Here is a 13,797-nt window from a genome sequence, read left to right on the forward strand (position 1 = left end):
CTCCTTCGATTAACGCAGGTCAGTGGAAGGCAGCAGGTTCAATTCCCTGGCCTGATCGTAAATCTTGGCCATCTTCCATTGCTGAGCCAATACACCGGGGCCGTAATCACGAGAGCCGCCGATCGCGTCTGCCAAGGTCTGGATTTGTGCACCCTCTTCAAGAATCAGAATAAATTCGGCAGTCTTGCGCAAACCTTGCTTGCCCCAGACGGTAGAACCGCCATTAGCCTCTAGAATTGCTGTGTTGTGCGGGTTCAACCTGATCTGATCCAAGATGAAATCCACTTCCTGCTGGCGCCTATCAATATAAATAGGAATTTCACGAATCAGGTTATAGCGCTGTACCGGCACATAACGAATTGGCAGTGTGCGATGGGTTTGTGCCCACGCTCCCAGATACGGCGAATGCACGTGCGAAATCGTCGTGATATCCGCATGCTCCTTGAATAACTTGGTATACCGAGTCGCACCGGCTGCACTGCCCTTGCCCAGCACCACATTTCCTTCAAAGTCCACGACCACCGCCTGCAGTTCGCGGTTATCCCAATTGAACGGGCCCGGATCGTTCACGATTACAAGCTTTTCTTCACCGGGAACGCGCTCGACAAAACCTACCGTGCCGTTCGCAGTAATGGTACCGGTGCTGCGGAAGGCGGCAAATGCAATCTTGGCATCAGCCAGCACCTGGGCAGCAAAAGCTTCCACATCGTTTTCTGTATCAATTGCGGTTACAGTCATTATTCACCTCTATCGTCATCAAGAAAGGCAGTACATCTGCCAGGTATCCTTGGGTGATAAAAGCGCAAGACATATGCCAACATTGGAAAATCTTGGCAATCTCCACAATAAATCAATTATTTCATTAGGTTATGAAAAGCATTGCCAATCAGCAACACACTTTTTACTGCTGAATTAGCAACAGTTGCTGCAAACGAAGCATTAGTGGCCATGAAGGCGTTGTACTAAAAGCAACACTCAACTTTCCGCCGCTTCACTTATTAAAAAAAAGAATATAGATATGAAAATATAGTTTTAGACCAGATAAAGAATTGTGCGTATATTTGTGCGATGTTTCTACAAGAAAGTCCTTAGCTAATGCATGCTGAACTATGGAATTATGAGCGGGCATTCGAGACTGCGGATCATGTCATCACGCATCCGAATCCCAGCGCGGTTAGCCTCTCCGTGCGCGCAAGCGCACTGGTTTTCAGTGACCCCAGGTCTCAGGAATTACTGAGCCTGATCGAGAAAATTGCCGCCAGCAATGCCACCGCCCTCATCATCGGCGAAACGGGTACCGGCAAGGAGTTGATCGCGCGTCACATCCATGCACTCAGCAATAGACGCGATGGCCCTTTTCAGGCCATCAATTGCGGGGCTTTTTCAGAGACCCTGGTAGAAAGTGAACTGTTCGGCTACGAACGCGGCGCCTTTACTGGTGCAACCAGTGCCAAGACAGGGTGGTTCGAGTCCGCCAATGGCGGCACCCTGTTTCTTGATGAAATAGGCGACCTGCCGCAATCGACCCAGGTCAAGCTGTTGCGCGTATTGCAGGAACGGGAGGTCGTGCGGTTGGGCTCGCGCAAGGCCACCCCGATTGATGTCCGCCTCATCGCGGCAACCAACGTCGACCTGGAAGAAGCCGTGCGTGCCGGGCGCTTCCGTGAAGACTTGTATTACCGTATAAAGGTGGTACCCATTGCCTTGCCGCCCTTGCGCGAGCGGCCAGGCGATATCCTACCGCTGGTTGAACACTTCCTGAATGTTTACAAATCCCGACTGCACACCGGAATCCCCAAACTCGCCCCGGAAACCATTCAGCAGTTACTTCATTATCCGTGGCCAGGGAATATTCGTGAGTTAGAGAACGTCATCCACCGCGCGTTGCTGATTTCCACATCGGAGACCCTGTACCCCAAGGATCTGGGCCTTCCACCGATCGGGACCGTGCCACTGGAGAAGCAAGACACCAAGTCGGCATGGGCTATTAATCAGGATACCAAGCTGGAGGCTACCGACTCCTCAACACCTCATCCGGCGACGGAAACTTATCAGCTGGAACGCGTGTTCAGCCAGCTTTTCGAATCCCCACCACCCAAGCTGTTCGAGCTGGTCAATGCAGTCCTGGTCGAGAAAGCTTATGAGTTCAGCAACAAGAACCAGGTACACACCGCTAGGCTGCTGGGTATTAGCCGCAATATCCTGCGGGCAAGGCTGAAAGAGTTAAAGCTGATTGCCTGATGAAGATTCTTCCCTATTCTTGACTGGATTGACCAACGTCCTCGCGGATTGCAGATTGCTTGGCTTCGAGAAAATCGTCGTAGCCCTTCTGCACTAGCGCATACGTGTTGGCAATATCTGCAGCAATATCGCTACCTTCCCCCAACACACCTAGTCCGGCGAGAATATCTTTGGCTTCGGCATAGCCTTTCTCGAAGCCACCCCGGATCAATGCCACGAAATCACGCACCACTTCTTCCGGATCCTGATCCGGATGCCGTGCAGCATAGGCATCAAAAAAGCCCGTTGACATGGAAAGGATGCGTCCTGCCGTCGCTTCGGCACTATGATCTCCGGCCATGGCGTTGCCGATGGCATTCGCCCCCAGCTGAGGCTCCAGTACGGCATTGATATGTTCTATGGCGGAGCGATACAGCAAGGCCAAGCCGTCATTGCCGGATTGAATGGACACCTTTAACGAAGCTTGGAGGATTTTTGCGTTGAGCATCGTCTTCTGCCCATCCGGTCGCGCTTCAGCAGCCTTTTTAGCCTCACTCAATGCTTCATTGGCCGGCCCCGCAGTACTGTTAGCAATATTATTGCTCGGTGCAACCATGTGTCCTCCTTGATCTTGTTTCTTGATGATATCCATCCATATCGGCTGAAACTCAAGAAAATGAAGCCATGCGGGCGCATCAAAGATTCAGGGAGCAGCCAAAAACCAAAAAGGGGCTGTTTTTCAGCCCCTTTTATATCTTAGCCTGGCCGGTCTTTACGCCACCAGGACTTGAGGCACCTGCGGATGCTTCAACAGGAATTCCGCCTGGTCGACAGCTACCGCGATCCGCTGACGGATGGCATCACTGGTCAGCTGATAATGGGCAAACTCACTATCTCTGGCATAGATAGCCGTTGGCGCGGTATATACACTAAAGAAGCTCACCAGCGTCCGTAACTGGTAGTCCAGTATCATGGCGTGCTGATCACTACCGCCAGTGGCACCCAGAATGGCAACCTTGCCGACCAAGGCCTTGGGGTCGAGCAAGTCGAAAAAGTGCTTCAGCAAGCCGGTATAAGAAGCCTTATATACAGGGCTGGCGATCACGAGCAAGTCAGCTGCCTGGACTTTTTCGTAAGCCTCCGATAACTCAGGGGGAAATTCCCCATACGATACGGTGCTGCCCAGGACGGCTGCAATCCCGGCAATATCAATCACCTCCGCTGGCGCATGCAATTGATGCGATGCCCTTGCAGCAATCTCTTCCACAAGCGCCCTGGTCCTGGACGGCTGCGATAAACTGCCCGAGATGCCCACTATTCTTGCCATACCGACTCCTACTTTCAAAGATTAATCCAATTCATGCCAAGGCATGCATTGAATAAATTCAGCAATAAAAGTGCCAGGGCAAAATGTAATTATAAATCAATTAAGAGCAATAAAAACCTCAAACCATTTCATGGTTAACTGCTGCCAGGGCAACAGCCAAACAGCACATATGCATCTACACCAACAGTTCAGCCGGTCATGCATCGGCAACAGCCTTGGAAATCAGGTAGCTCCTGAAGATGCAAACTTGATTCGGGAATAGCATCTTCAGGCTAACTGGAATATCTCCACGGCCCTCCTCAGGCTGCCGGCCTGCTCATCCAATGCAGTCGCAGTTGCGGCAGATTGCTCAACCAATGCGGAGTTCTGCTGAGTAGCAGCATCCATCTGCGTGATGGCAAGCTTGACCTGCGCAATACCGGTTGCCTGCTCACTAGAAGCTGCCGCAATCTCCCCGATCAGGGCAGCTATCTGATTGACTGAATTTGCAACCTCGTGAATTGTATTGCCTGCAGAGGTGACCTTGCGGGTACCTGTATCCACGACCTCGCCAGAAGCGGCGATCAGCACCTTGATCTCTCTGGCGGCGCTGGCGCTACGCTGCGCAAGTGAACGCACTTCGCTTGCCACCACGGCAAACCCCTTCCCCTGTTCCCCTGCCCGCGCGGCTTCCACGGCAGCATTCAGTGCAAGAATATTGGTCTGGAAAGCAATGCCGTCAATCAGCCCGGTAATCTCCTCGATCTGCGCAGATTTGGCGCTGATCTCCTGCATGATCCGCACGACCTCATCCATGGCAGCCTCGCCTTGCTTTGCCACAGCCACCGTATTTTGCACCATGCCTGTCGCCGTCCTAGCGTTTTCTGCATTATGCGCCACGGTTTCCGCGAGCTCCTCCATGCTGCTGGCAGTTTCCTCGAGCGAACTCGCCTGCTCCTCGGTACGGTGCGAAAGATCGTTGTTGCCCTGGGCGATTTCGGCGGTGCCGTTGTTGATCTGCTCAACACTATCGCGTACCTGGCGGACCATCTTGGCAAGACTGTCTTTCATGTCGATCAGGTAAGGATATATCTGCCCTGGACAATTCTTGCCGAATGGCTCTATAGGAAAGGTGAGGTCCCCATCGGCAATTTTCTGGAAATACGCTTTCACCTGATCCAACGGCATCCGGACAAAATGCACAACATACCGATCAGCCAGAACCAGCAGTACTAGGCAGACGCCGAGAACGCAAGCCACTGCAACCATCAGCAGCTTGCGGTTTTTCTGTGCATTTTCCAGCATGGCTTGCCCTTGCTGCTCCAACAGACCATTGACTTCCCGGGCCGCATTGCCGAAGTGACGACTGGCGCCAGCAACGACGCTGATATTATGCTGCCTGTACTTGGTAATATCGCCTTGTTCAAGCAATTCAATCAGCTTCTCCACTTCATCATGCACCAGGATGTAATGGGCTTTGAGCTGACGAATTGCATCGATGTCTACTGATGATGCCCCCTGCAGGAAAGCATTGAAACTGGCATCGGCCTCCTTCATTGCAGAGCGGACATGCAGAGATTCGGCCTGGCTTGCCTTCAGGTCTCCAGCCTCAAGATAATCATGTTGCCTGACCAGCCTGAGCCGGGCGCGCAGCAGATTTTCATTGGCCAAGACTAGGGATTGGGATTGCCTGAGCGTCGCGTGGCTGACCTCAAGCTCCTTCCCTGCCGCATTCATCCCAGCCAATCCTATGGCGGAAAGGGTCAGGATCAGGATGCTGATGAAAACCAGCACGATCATCACCATACGGTGAACTGTAATATCCTTCAGGAGTTGTTTCATGCTATTCCTTCGTCAATGAGCCCAATGCTGCGCGAACTCGCACACTGGATGACTGCAATAACGGAGGAAAAAGCAAAAAAATTTAAATTAAATATGCAAATAGCAAATGTTGCAGAATGGCGTGATTGTTGGGATTCAGGTCATCTTGATACATCAACATCATGTTTGTCCATCCTTCCCTTAAGCAAATAGGTCACTACTTTGCCTTTTCCCTTGACATCCACACCACAACGCGGCTCAAAGCAGTAATCCGCCTTCAGCAGCTCATAGGTAGCGGCTGAAACTTGGATTTCGTTGGGCAGCCCGGTCGTTTCCATACGGCTGGCGATATTGACAGCATCCCCCCATAAATCGTAGCTGAACCGGGTGTTGCCGATAATACCGGCCACCACTGCACCACTGTTCATTCCAATCCGCATTGCCAATGGCATGCCGATCTCTCTGGAAACCTTGTCGAGCAAGGCAGGCACTTCCAGCGCCATGTCCGCCATGACGTGGGCATGGTCTGTCCGGGGACTGGGCGCCCCCGCAATCACCATGTAAGCATCCCCTATAGTCTTGATTTTTTCCACGCCATACTGGGCGGCAAGCTGGTCGAAGCGGGAAAAGACATGGTTGAGCAGGTCAACCACAGCAGCAGGTGTCATCCCTGCCGAAATCTGGGTGAAGTTCACGATATCCGCAAACAGGATGGTGACGGCGTCATGACTATCTGCGATGCGGCCACACTGGGTTTCATGCAGCCGCTTGGCAACTGACTCCGGCAATATGCTTCGCAACAGTTGCTCCGAACGCGATTTTTCCACCGCCAATGCTTCCAGCACTTTCGCTTTCTCAGATTGGAAATAGCGCATTGCGATGTACAGGATGACCGATACCCCGGCCATATTGATCGCAAAAAATGCATCCCGGATATCCCCGGGGATCGGCAAGGCATGCATGGAAAACTGGTCGTTCAGCCACCATGACAGCACTGCCAGCAGCCCAAATAAGATGAACCAGGGGGTGGACTGCCGGGTGCCCAGAATCATCAGTGCGCCGACGGGCGACAGTATGGCCCAGAAAGCAACACCGCTAGAGGCCTGAAGCCCGCCAATGATCCATTGCATAAAGAACGGCATCACCAGCAGCATGACCAGTTGGGTGAAGGTAAAGGCATCGAAACGCTTGAAATGGTAGAACACCAGCAAGCTGCTATAGGAAATGATGATGTAGATGTACGGCACGGCCGCCATCACTGCATATCCTTCCCCCAGGCTGGAAAGAGTGAATATCCAGAAGACGCAGGCCAAGCTTTCCGCCAGCACCAGGATGGATAGGATTGCCATACCAAGTACAACTGCCTTGGCGATTTCTGGTGGCTTGTTTCCCAGGAAAGGCTGGATGAGCCGCATAAAATAACGGTCAGCCTGATGCATCATGGCGCTCTCTATTGTTAGTTATCATTCATTGTGCTTTGCCCAATATATCGCAAGGATGGTACTTAATCTATCTTTGTCTTGACCGATGAAAGCGCTGGTGGAGTGCCGCAGGTTTGAGTTAGAATGGCGTCTGGCGGGCCTCCCCGCATTGCAAAGTAGCCAACCTGGTCAGGTCCGGAAGGAAGCAGCCACAACTATTGAAGCAAGTGCCGGGGGTTGGGCTCGCCTCTTAAATTTAGAGAATCAGACACGCCTGATTGCATGGGAAGCGCCGGATCAATTGTTCCAAATGTGCACGCCACTGGCAAAGCAGGCACCTGCAACGCATGACATCCAATGAGTTTATACGCCGATGAGCTATCAGGTTCTTGCCCGCAAATGGCGTCCAAAATCCTTTGATGAGCTGGTAGGTCAGGAGCATGTGGTGCGCGCCCTCACCAATGCATTGCAGCAGCAGCGACTACACCATGCATACCTGTTCACGGGTACCCGCGGCGTTGGCAAGACCACCCTCTCCCGTATACTGGCAAAATCCCTGAATTGCGAACGCGGCGTCAGCGCAAACCCTTGCGGCCAATGTACGGCCTGCGTCGCGATCGACAAGGGTAGCTTCCTCGATTATGTCGAGATGGATGCCGCATCCAACCGCGGGGTTGATGACATGACCTCGCTGCTGGAAAAAGCCATTTACGCCCCCACCCAGGGCCGCTACAAAGTCTACATGCTTGATGAAGTTCACCAGCTCACCGGGCATGCCTTCAATGCCATGTTGAAAACGCTGGAAGAACCCCCGGCCCACGTCAAGTTTATTCTGGCCACCACTGACCCGCAGAAGGTCCCGGTTACCATCCTGTCGCGCTGCCTTCAGTTCAACCTCCGGCAAATGTCGAGCAGCGGTATTGCCGCACACTTGCAGCATGTATTGACCCAGGAAAACATTACCTTCGAGCCTGTTGCACTGCAATTGATAGGCCGCTCTGCCAATGGCAGTATGCGTGATGCATTGTCCCTGCTGGATCAGGCGATTGCCTATGGCGGCGACAGCGTCAACGAAAAAGAGGTGCGTACCATGCTGGGTGCAATCGACCAGGCTTACCTGTTCGAGCTGCTCAACGCCCTGCTCGCCCAAGATGGCAATGCCTTGCTCGCCCAGGCGCGCGCCATGGAAGAACGCGCGATTTCCTTCGACGCGGCATTGAGCGACCTTGCCAACCTGCTGCATGAAATCGCCATTGCACAAGCTGTGCCAGATAGTATTGCGATTGACCATCCCGACCGTCAGACTCTTCTCGACATCGCGGCTCGCATGCGCCCAGAGGAAATACAGCTCTATTACCAAATTGCCCTTCTCGCCAGGCGAGATCTCGGCTTGGCGCCCGATGAGTTTGCTGGGTTCACCATGGCATTGCTGCGTATGCTGGCATTCCGCCCAGGAGAACAAACATCTTCGACAAAGGCAGCACCACCGCCAGCGGCATCCTCTACCGTTGCAGAAAGCACGCGGCCTCGCGCCAGTGCCGCTCTTGCCGTCAGTGAACCAGCTGTCAGGATCCCTGCGCCGAACATGCGCGAAGCCAGCCCGGAGCCCACGCCTGAGTCAGCGACCTCTCGGGACTCTCAAGCGCTCAGCCCAGGCGCCTTCTCCGCCGCAGCATCCAGCACGCAAGAAGCCCCTGCCTCAGCGGTCACGCGAAGCTTCGACGGCAATTGGCGTGCATTGGTGGACAGGTTGAAACTCGGCCTGGCCCGGGCGCTGGCACAAAATTGCGAAGTAGCAAGCTTCGATGAAGACCATATTGCATTCTCCGTGCCGCCGACGCAAAAGCACCTGCTGGGCATGGGTTATGAGGAAAAGCTGCAAAGTGCCGTTGAGCAGCATTTTGGCCGCAAGATCAAACTGACTTTCGCCCTGGGCGGCAGCGGCAATACGCCAGCCCAGTTGATGAGTCAGGAAAAAGCCGCCCTGCAGGCCCATGCGGAGAACGCAATTCACAATGATGGCTTTGTGCAAGCGCTGATCAAGGATTTCGGCGCCCAGATCATTCCATCAAGCATCAAACCACTTCAATAAATCCGGAGGATACAGACATGATGAAAGGCGGCTTGGGCAACCTCATGAAGCAGGCCCAGCAAATGCAGGAAAACATGAAGCGCGCCCAGGAAGAATTGGGCAAGATTGAAGTCGAAGGCCAAGCAGCCTCGGGCATGGTCAAGATCACCATGACCTGCCGCCATGAAGTGCGCCGTGTCAGCATCGACGACAGTGTACTGGGAGATGACAAAGAGCTATTGGAGGACATGATTGCGGCAGCCTTCAATGACGCGGCGCGCAAGGCCGAGGCTACCTCCCAGGAACGGATGAGCAGCCTGACGGCGGGCCTGCCAATCCCCCCTGGCATGAAACTGCCATTCTGATTTACCTCAGCCGGCATGCGTAACCCTCCTGCCCTGGAACAACTGGTCGAAGCCTTACGCTGTCTGCCGGGCGTAGGGCCAAAATCCGCCCTTCGCATGGCTTACTACTTGTTGCAGCGCGACCGCAAGGGCGCTGGCATACTTGCCAAGTCGCTGGACCAGGCTTTGCAAGTAGTCAGCCATTGCAACCTGTGCAACAACTTCAGCGAGCAGGAGATTTGCCCACTTTGCGCCTCTCCGGCTCGAGACCGTACATTGCTCTGCATTGTGGAAATGCCCAGCGACCTCATGATGCTGGAACAAACCCAAACCTACCAGGGCATGTATTTTGTCCTCATGGGCAGGCTATCACCGTTGGACGGCATCGGTCCTCGAGACATCCACCTGGATAAGCTGCTCAAGCGTGCCCAGGATGGCAAAGTGGAAGAAGTCATCCTAGCCACGAACTACACCGTGGAAGGCGAAGCAACTGCGCATTACGTCAGCGAACTATTACGCGCCCGAGGTATCCAGGTCAGCCGCATTGCGCGAGGCCTGCCCATGGGAGGAGAGATCGAGCATGTGGATAGCGGCACCCTCGCCCAGGCCCTTCTGGAGCGCCGCCACGTACGCTGATCAATGAGTGATCCGGGCGGCGGGATGGATGGGGGCGCTAGCCTTAATGTTCTTCACAGCGATCAGCCAAGCGCTGCTGCCAGGCAACCAGGCAGGTTTCTATCTCGGCTACCTCATGTACGACATAATCCGCGCCCCATTCGAGTGGGCGGTCTGCCTGGTCAAGGTATCCATAGAGCGCCGCGACTGTAGGCATGCCGGCTGCAATCCCGGCTGCAATATCTCGTTGTGCATCCCCAATATAAATACATACCTCTGGCAGTACACCGGCCTGCTCACAAGCCGCCAATAAAGAGTCTGGGTGCGGCTTGGCACGCGGCACGTCATCCGCGCACACCAGGCAAGCCATCCGCTGTTCAAGCTTCAATGCCGCCAGCAAAGGGGCAGAAAAACGCCTGGGCTTGTTCGTGACGATGCCCCAACGAAGGCCTGCAGACTCCATCCTTTGCAACAATGTTTCCATGCCCTCGAACAACATGGGAGTGCGGGTATAGACCTCTTCATACAGTGCCAGATACTCGTCACGCATGGCAGCAAAATTTGCATCCTCCGGTGTGATATTGAACCCGATAGCCAATAACCCCTTGGAGCCATGCGATGCATAGGGACGGATGATATCCTGATCCAGGAAAGGCAGCCCGTGCCGCTTGCGCTGCAAGTTGAGCGCCAGCCCAAGGTCGGGCGCCGTATCGACCAAGGTACCATCGAGATCGAACAAAACAAGATTTCCCATGGCTTACTTGACCGTCTGTAATATGTAATTAACGGAGACGTCATTGTTCAGCTTATAGCGCTTGGTCAACGGGTTATATCCCATACCCTTTGATGCGATGACGTCCAGGCCTGCCGCGCGCGCCCAGCCTGCCAACTCGGAAGGCTTGATAAACTTCTCATATTCATGGGTGCCGCGCGGCAATAGGTTGAGCACGTACTCGGCTCCCAGCACGGCAAAAAGGTATGCCTTGGGGTTGCGATTGATGGTGGAAAAAAATACCTTGCCACCGGGCTTTGTCAGCCGGGCACAGGCACGCACGATAGCAGCCGGATCTGGCACATGTTCCAGCATCTCCATGCAGGTGACGATGTCAAAGCTTTCTGGCGACTCCTGAGCCAGTTCCTCGACCGAGATCAGTCGATAATCGACTTTGGCACTGCTCTCATATTGATGCAGCTTCGCCACCTTGAGCGCCTTTTCCCCCAGGTCTATCCCTGTCACCTCGGCACCGCGCTCGCTCATGGACTCGGACAGGATGCCGCCGCCGCAACCGACATCCAGTACGCGCTTACCTGCCAAGCCTGCATGCTCGTCTATGTAGTTGAGGCGCAACGGGTTGATTTCATGCAACGGCTTGAATTCGCTGTTCTTGTCCCACCACTTATGGGCAAGCTCGGCAAATTTCTGCAACTCTGCCTGGTCTACGTTCACGCCAGATACTGACTCAGTTTGGTCTGCCATTCGGTACTGATCTCCTTTAATTCCGCAGGTTCGATATTGGCATAGACGCCGGCCTGCCCTTGCAACTTCTGATATTTCAATTCCCCGGCCACCCACACATGACTTACATGCTCCCGCCCGGCACTGTATACCAGATGAGAAATGACATTGAAACAAGGCTGCAACTCGGCTGCGGCCAGGCTAACCGCTGTCATATCGGCATATTTCCCTGGCTCCAGCGAGCCTAGTTCGGACTCTTTTCCCAATGCCTTCGCTGCATTGATTGTCGCCATCGCCAGGGCCTCGGCAGCCGGTACACTGGCTGCGTCACCACTGCTTCCTTTGCTCAGCAAGGCAGCCAGGCGCATTTCTGCAAACATATCCTGACGATTATTACTGGCGGCCCCATCAGTACCGATCGCGACATTTGTCCCTGCTTTCAACAGCGCATCTACCGGTGCAATACCGCTGGCCAGCTTGAGATTCGATGCCGGGCAATGTGCGATATGGCAGCCATGGGCGGATAACAAGGCCATCTCGGCTTTGCTCAAGTGAACCCCGTGCGCTGCCACGAAGTTGGGGCCCAGCACGCCAAGTGACTCGAGGCGTTGCAGCGGCCTTACTCCATATTGTTTGATACTGTCTTCAATCTCAGTACGCGTCTCATGCAAGTGCGTATGAATATTCAAACCCAGCTGCTCTGCATAAGTGACAATATTCTCAAAGGTGCTGTTGCCGACTGTATAAGGAGCATGAGGTGCCAGGCTGGCGCTCAGTAGTGCACTATCCCTCCACTCGTCTCTTGCCTGCAAGCCCTTCTGTAGATAGTCCTCTGCATCATGCGCATAGGCTGTGGCAAATTCCATGACCACCAAACCGATATTCGCACGCATACCTGCCTGAACTGCGGCTTCTGCCACCGCATTTGGGAAAAAATACATATCGTTGAAGTAGGTTGTCCCTCCAGCCAGCATTTCAGCACATCCGAGTAAGGTGCCCTGGCGCACAAAACGCTCCGAAACAAAGCGTTTCTCTGCTGGCCAGATATGTTGTTGCAACCACTGCATCAAAGGCAGGTCGTCCGCCAGCCCTCGCATCAGGCTCATCGCTGCATGCGTATGCAGGTTGATCAGCCCAGGTATTAATACATGATTGTCCAGTACAACTGTCTGCGCCAGGGGATAGCGTTGCCTGGCCTGCTGCGTCGGTAGGATATCCAGGATCCTTTTTTCCTCGACAATCACGCTATGCTGCTCCAGGACTGCACCCAAAGGAAGCCCTGGCACCAACCAGCGCGCCTCCAAGGCATGCAAAGCAAGTGAATTGGAAGAATGGTGTTTCGAGTTCTGATTCATGGAAGGGTGACTATATATAAAAAAGCCCCGCAGTGCGGGGCTTTTTCAACGCTCAAGCTAGATTATTCGCTAGCGCGCTGTACTTCAATCTCAACCACAACACGACGGTTAGGCTGCAAGCACTCAATTGCCTTCTTGCCGCGTACGCCAGCGCATTCGACAACAGGCTCGGACTCACCCTTGCCAACTGCATGCAGACGGCTTTCCTCGATACCTTGAGAAATCAGGTATTGCTTGACAGTATTGGCACGACGCTCAGACAACTTCTGGTTGTAGGTTTCGTCACCGATGCGGTCGGTATGACCCGTGATCAGTACCAGCTCAACTTCGGGATGTGCCTTCATTTTTTCAACAACGTCGGCATTCAGTTTTGCCTTGCCTTCTTCCTTCAGGTTGTCCTTGTCGAAGCCGAAGAGCACTTCAGAAGACAATGTCACTTTCTCGAACGCTGGCTCTGCAGGACCTACGGGAGCTGGAGCTGGCTCAACAACTGGTTCTGGCTCTGGAGCCACTGCAACTGGCTCAGGCGTTGGCTCGACTACCGGTGCTGGCTTAGGCGCGCCAAAACGGAAAATGGCACCAAGGTTCAAATAGGTATTGCTGATGGTATGGGTATCGATAATGCCACTGGAACCAGCATATTCAGCACGGCTCCAGACTTGGCGCAGGTCAGCCTGCAGACCAAAGTTTTCGTTGAAGAGATATTGTGCACCAAATCCAACGTTAGCCATCCAAGAAGTCTTCTTGTCGCCCAGGTCAGCACCAGTTACATCACTAGTGTAATCTACGTTGTTACGGCCTGCACCCACCCCTGCCAAGAGGAAAGGACGGAACTTGTCGCGGCTAAAGAAGTAAAGGGCATCCACGCCAAACAATGTTTGACGATACTTGCCACTCACACCCTGCAGGTCACTGTCAGCGCTGTTATGACTCAGACCGATTTGTACATCCCAATGCTCGCTGATTTCTTTGCCAAACTTCAGGAAGCCCCCAACGCTACGAGGTTCAGCCTCCAAGTCACTATCTGCATGCATGACATTGACACCTGGCAAAGCATACCAAGCACCGTCATATGCGACCTCAGCAGCACTCGCTGTCGATGCCGCAAACGCAAATGCGCTAGCAACTGCAAAACCAATCAGATTTTTTTTCATTCGATTTAACTCCTGATGACTAACGGACGACTTG

Annotated in this window: 13 protein-coding genes and 1 other RNA gene; 5 read left to right on the plus strand and 9 right to left on the minus strand. The window is 53.7% G+C overall.

The features are described 5' to 3' along the window. Positions 1 to 9: 9 nt before the first annotated feature. Positions 10 to 738 (minus strand): class II aldolase/adducin family protein, encoded by a 729-nt coding sequence (locus MFLA_RS08025; RefSeq protein WP_011479788.1) that lies wholly within the window; start codon positions 736 to 738, stop codon positions 10 to 12. A gap of 357 nt (positions 739 to 1,095) precedes the next feature. On the opposite strand from MFLA_RS08025, the gene MFLA_RS08030 reads away from it, so the two are divergent. Further along, the gene (locus tag MFLA_RS08030) at positions 1,096 to 2,241 is read left to right on the plus strand and encodes a sigma-54 interaction domain-containing protein (RefSeq protein WP_011479789.1); all 1,146 of its coding nucleotides are present in this window, start codon (positions 1,096 to 1,098) and stop codon (positions 2,239 to 2,241) included. A gap of 13 nt (positions 2,242 to 2,254) precedes the next feature. Here MFLA_RS08030 and MFLA_RS08035 read toward each other — a convergent pair whose 3' ends face one another. The 4 genes from MFLA_RS08035 to MFLA_RS08050 all read right to left on the minus strand — a co-directional run bounded on the left by MFLA_RS08035 (position 2,255) and on the right by MFLA_RS08050 (position 6,789). Beyond that, the gene (locus MFLA_RS08035) at positions 2,255 to 2,836 is read right to left on the minus strand and encodes a DUF5610 domain-containing protein (RefSeq protein WP_011479790.1); all 582 of its coding nucleotides are present in this window, start codon (positions 2,834 to 2,836) and stop codon (positions 2,255 to 2,257) included. Positions 2,837 to 2,992: 156 nt separating this feature from the next. Beyond that, on the minus strand, positions 2,993 to 3,547 hold the full coding sequence (locus tag MFLA_RS08040; RefSeq protein ID WP_011479791.1) for an NADPH-dependent FMN reductase: 555 nt from the start codon (positions 3,545 to 3,547) through the stop codon (positions 2,993 to 2,995). 267 nt (positions 3,548 to 3,814) lie between these two features. After that, positions 3,815 to 5,368, minus strand: a complete 1,554-nt coding sequence (locus tag MFLA_RS08045) for a methyl-accepting chemotaxis protein (RefSeq protein ID WP_011479792.1) — start codon at positions 5,366 to 5,368, stop codon at positions 3,815 to 3,817. Positions 5,369 to 5,508: 140 nt separating this feature from the next. Then, the gene (locus MFLA_RS08050) at positions 5,509 to 6,789 is read right to left on the minus strand and encodes an adenylate/guanylate cyclase domain-containing protein (protein ID WP_011479793.1); all 1,281 of its coding nucleotides are present in this window, start codon (positions 6,787 to 6,789) and stop codon (positions 5,509 to 5,511) included. 132 nt (positions 6,790 to 6,921) lie between these two features. On the opposite strand from MFLA_RS08050, the gene ffs reads away from it, so the two are divergent. From ffs to recR, 4 genes are all read left to right on the plus strand, one after another. Next, positions 6,922 to 7,019, plus strand: an RNA gene (ffs, locus tag MFLA_RS14560) — signal recognition particle sRNA small type. Positions 7,020 to 7,141: 122 nt separating this feature from the next. Further along, positions 7,142 to 8,860, plus strand: a complete 1,719-nt coding sequence (gene dnaX / locus MFLA_RS08060) for a DNA polymerase III subunit gamma/tau (RefSeq protein WP_011479794.1) — start codon at positions 7,142 to 7,144, stop codon at positions 8,858 to 8,860. A 17-nt stretch (positions 8,861 to 8,877) separates the two neighbouring features. Further along, positions 8,878 to 9,204, plus strand: a complete 327-nt coding sequence (locus tag MFLA_RS08065) for a YbaB/EbfC family nucleoid-associated protein (protein WP_011479795.1) — start codon at positions 8,878 to 8,880, stop codon at positions 9,202 to 9,204. A 15-nt stretch (positions 9,205 to 9,219) separates the two neighbouring features. After that, positions 9,220 to 9,819, plus strand: coding sequence for a recombination mediator RecR (gene recR / locus MFLA_RS08070; RefSeq protein ID WP_011479796.1), 600 nt, complete (start codon positions 9,220 to 9,222; stop codon positions 9,817 to 9,819). A gap of 43 nt (positions 9,820 to 9,862) precedes the next feature. Here the strand turns inward: recR and MFLA_RS08075 are convergent, their stop codons facing one another. The 4 genes from MFLA_RS08075 to MFLA_RS08090 all read right to left on the minus strand — a co-directional run bounded on the left by MFLA_RS08075 (position 9,863) and on the right by MFLA_RS08090 (position 13,763). Further along, entirely contained in the window at positions 9,863 to 10,552 is a 690-nt protein-coding gene (locus MFLA_RS08075) for an HAD family hydrolase (protein ID WP_011479797.1), read from the minus strand. A gap of 3 nt (positions 10,553 to 10,555) precedes the next feature. Continuing rightward, on the minus strand, positions 10,556 to 11,275 hold the full coding sequence (gene ubiG, locus MFLA_RS08080; RefSeq protein ID WP_048811637.1) for a bifunctional 2-polyprenyl-6-hydroxyphenol methylase/3-demethylubiquinol 3-O-methyltransferase UbiG: 720 nt from the start codon (positions 11,273 to 11,275) through the stop codon (positions 10,556 to 10,558). Next, positions 11,242 to 12,609 (minus strand): TRZ/ATZ family hydrolase, encoded by a 1,368-nt coding sequence (locus MFLA_RS08085; protein WP_011479799.1) that lies wholly within the window; start codon positions 12,607 to 12,609, stop codon positions 11,242 to 11,244. The genes ubiG and MFLA_RS08085 overlap by 34 nt, the downstream gene beginning before the upstream one ends. Positions 12,610 to 12,671: 62 nt before the next feature. Further along, the gene (locus tag MFLA_RS08090) at positions 12,672 to 13,763 is read right to left on the minus strand and encodes an OmpA family protein (RefSeq protein ID WP_011479800.1); all 1,092 of its coding nucleotides are present in this window, start codon (positions 13,761 to 13,763) and stop codon (positions 12,672 to 12,674) included. Positions 13,764 to 13,797: the final 34 nt, after the last annotated feature.

This window comes from Methylobacillus flagellatus KT, from assembly GCF_000013705.1.
In the GTDB taxonomy this organism is placed as follows: domain Bacteria; phylum Pseudomonadota; class Gammaproteobacteria; order Burkholderiales; family Methylophilaceae; genus Methylobacillus; species Methylobacillus flagellatus.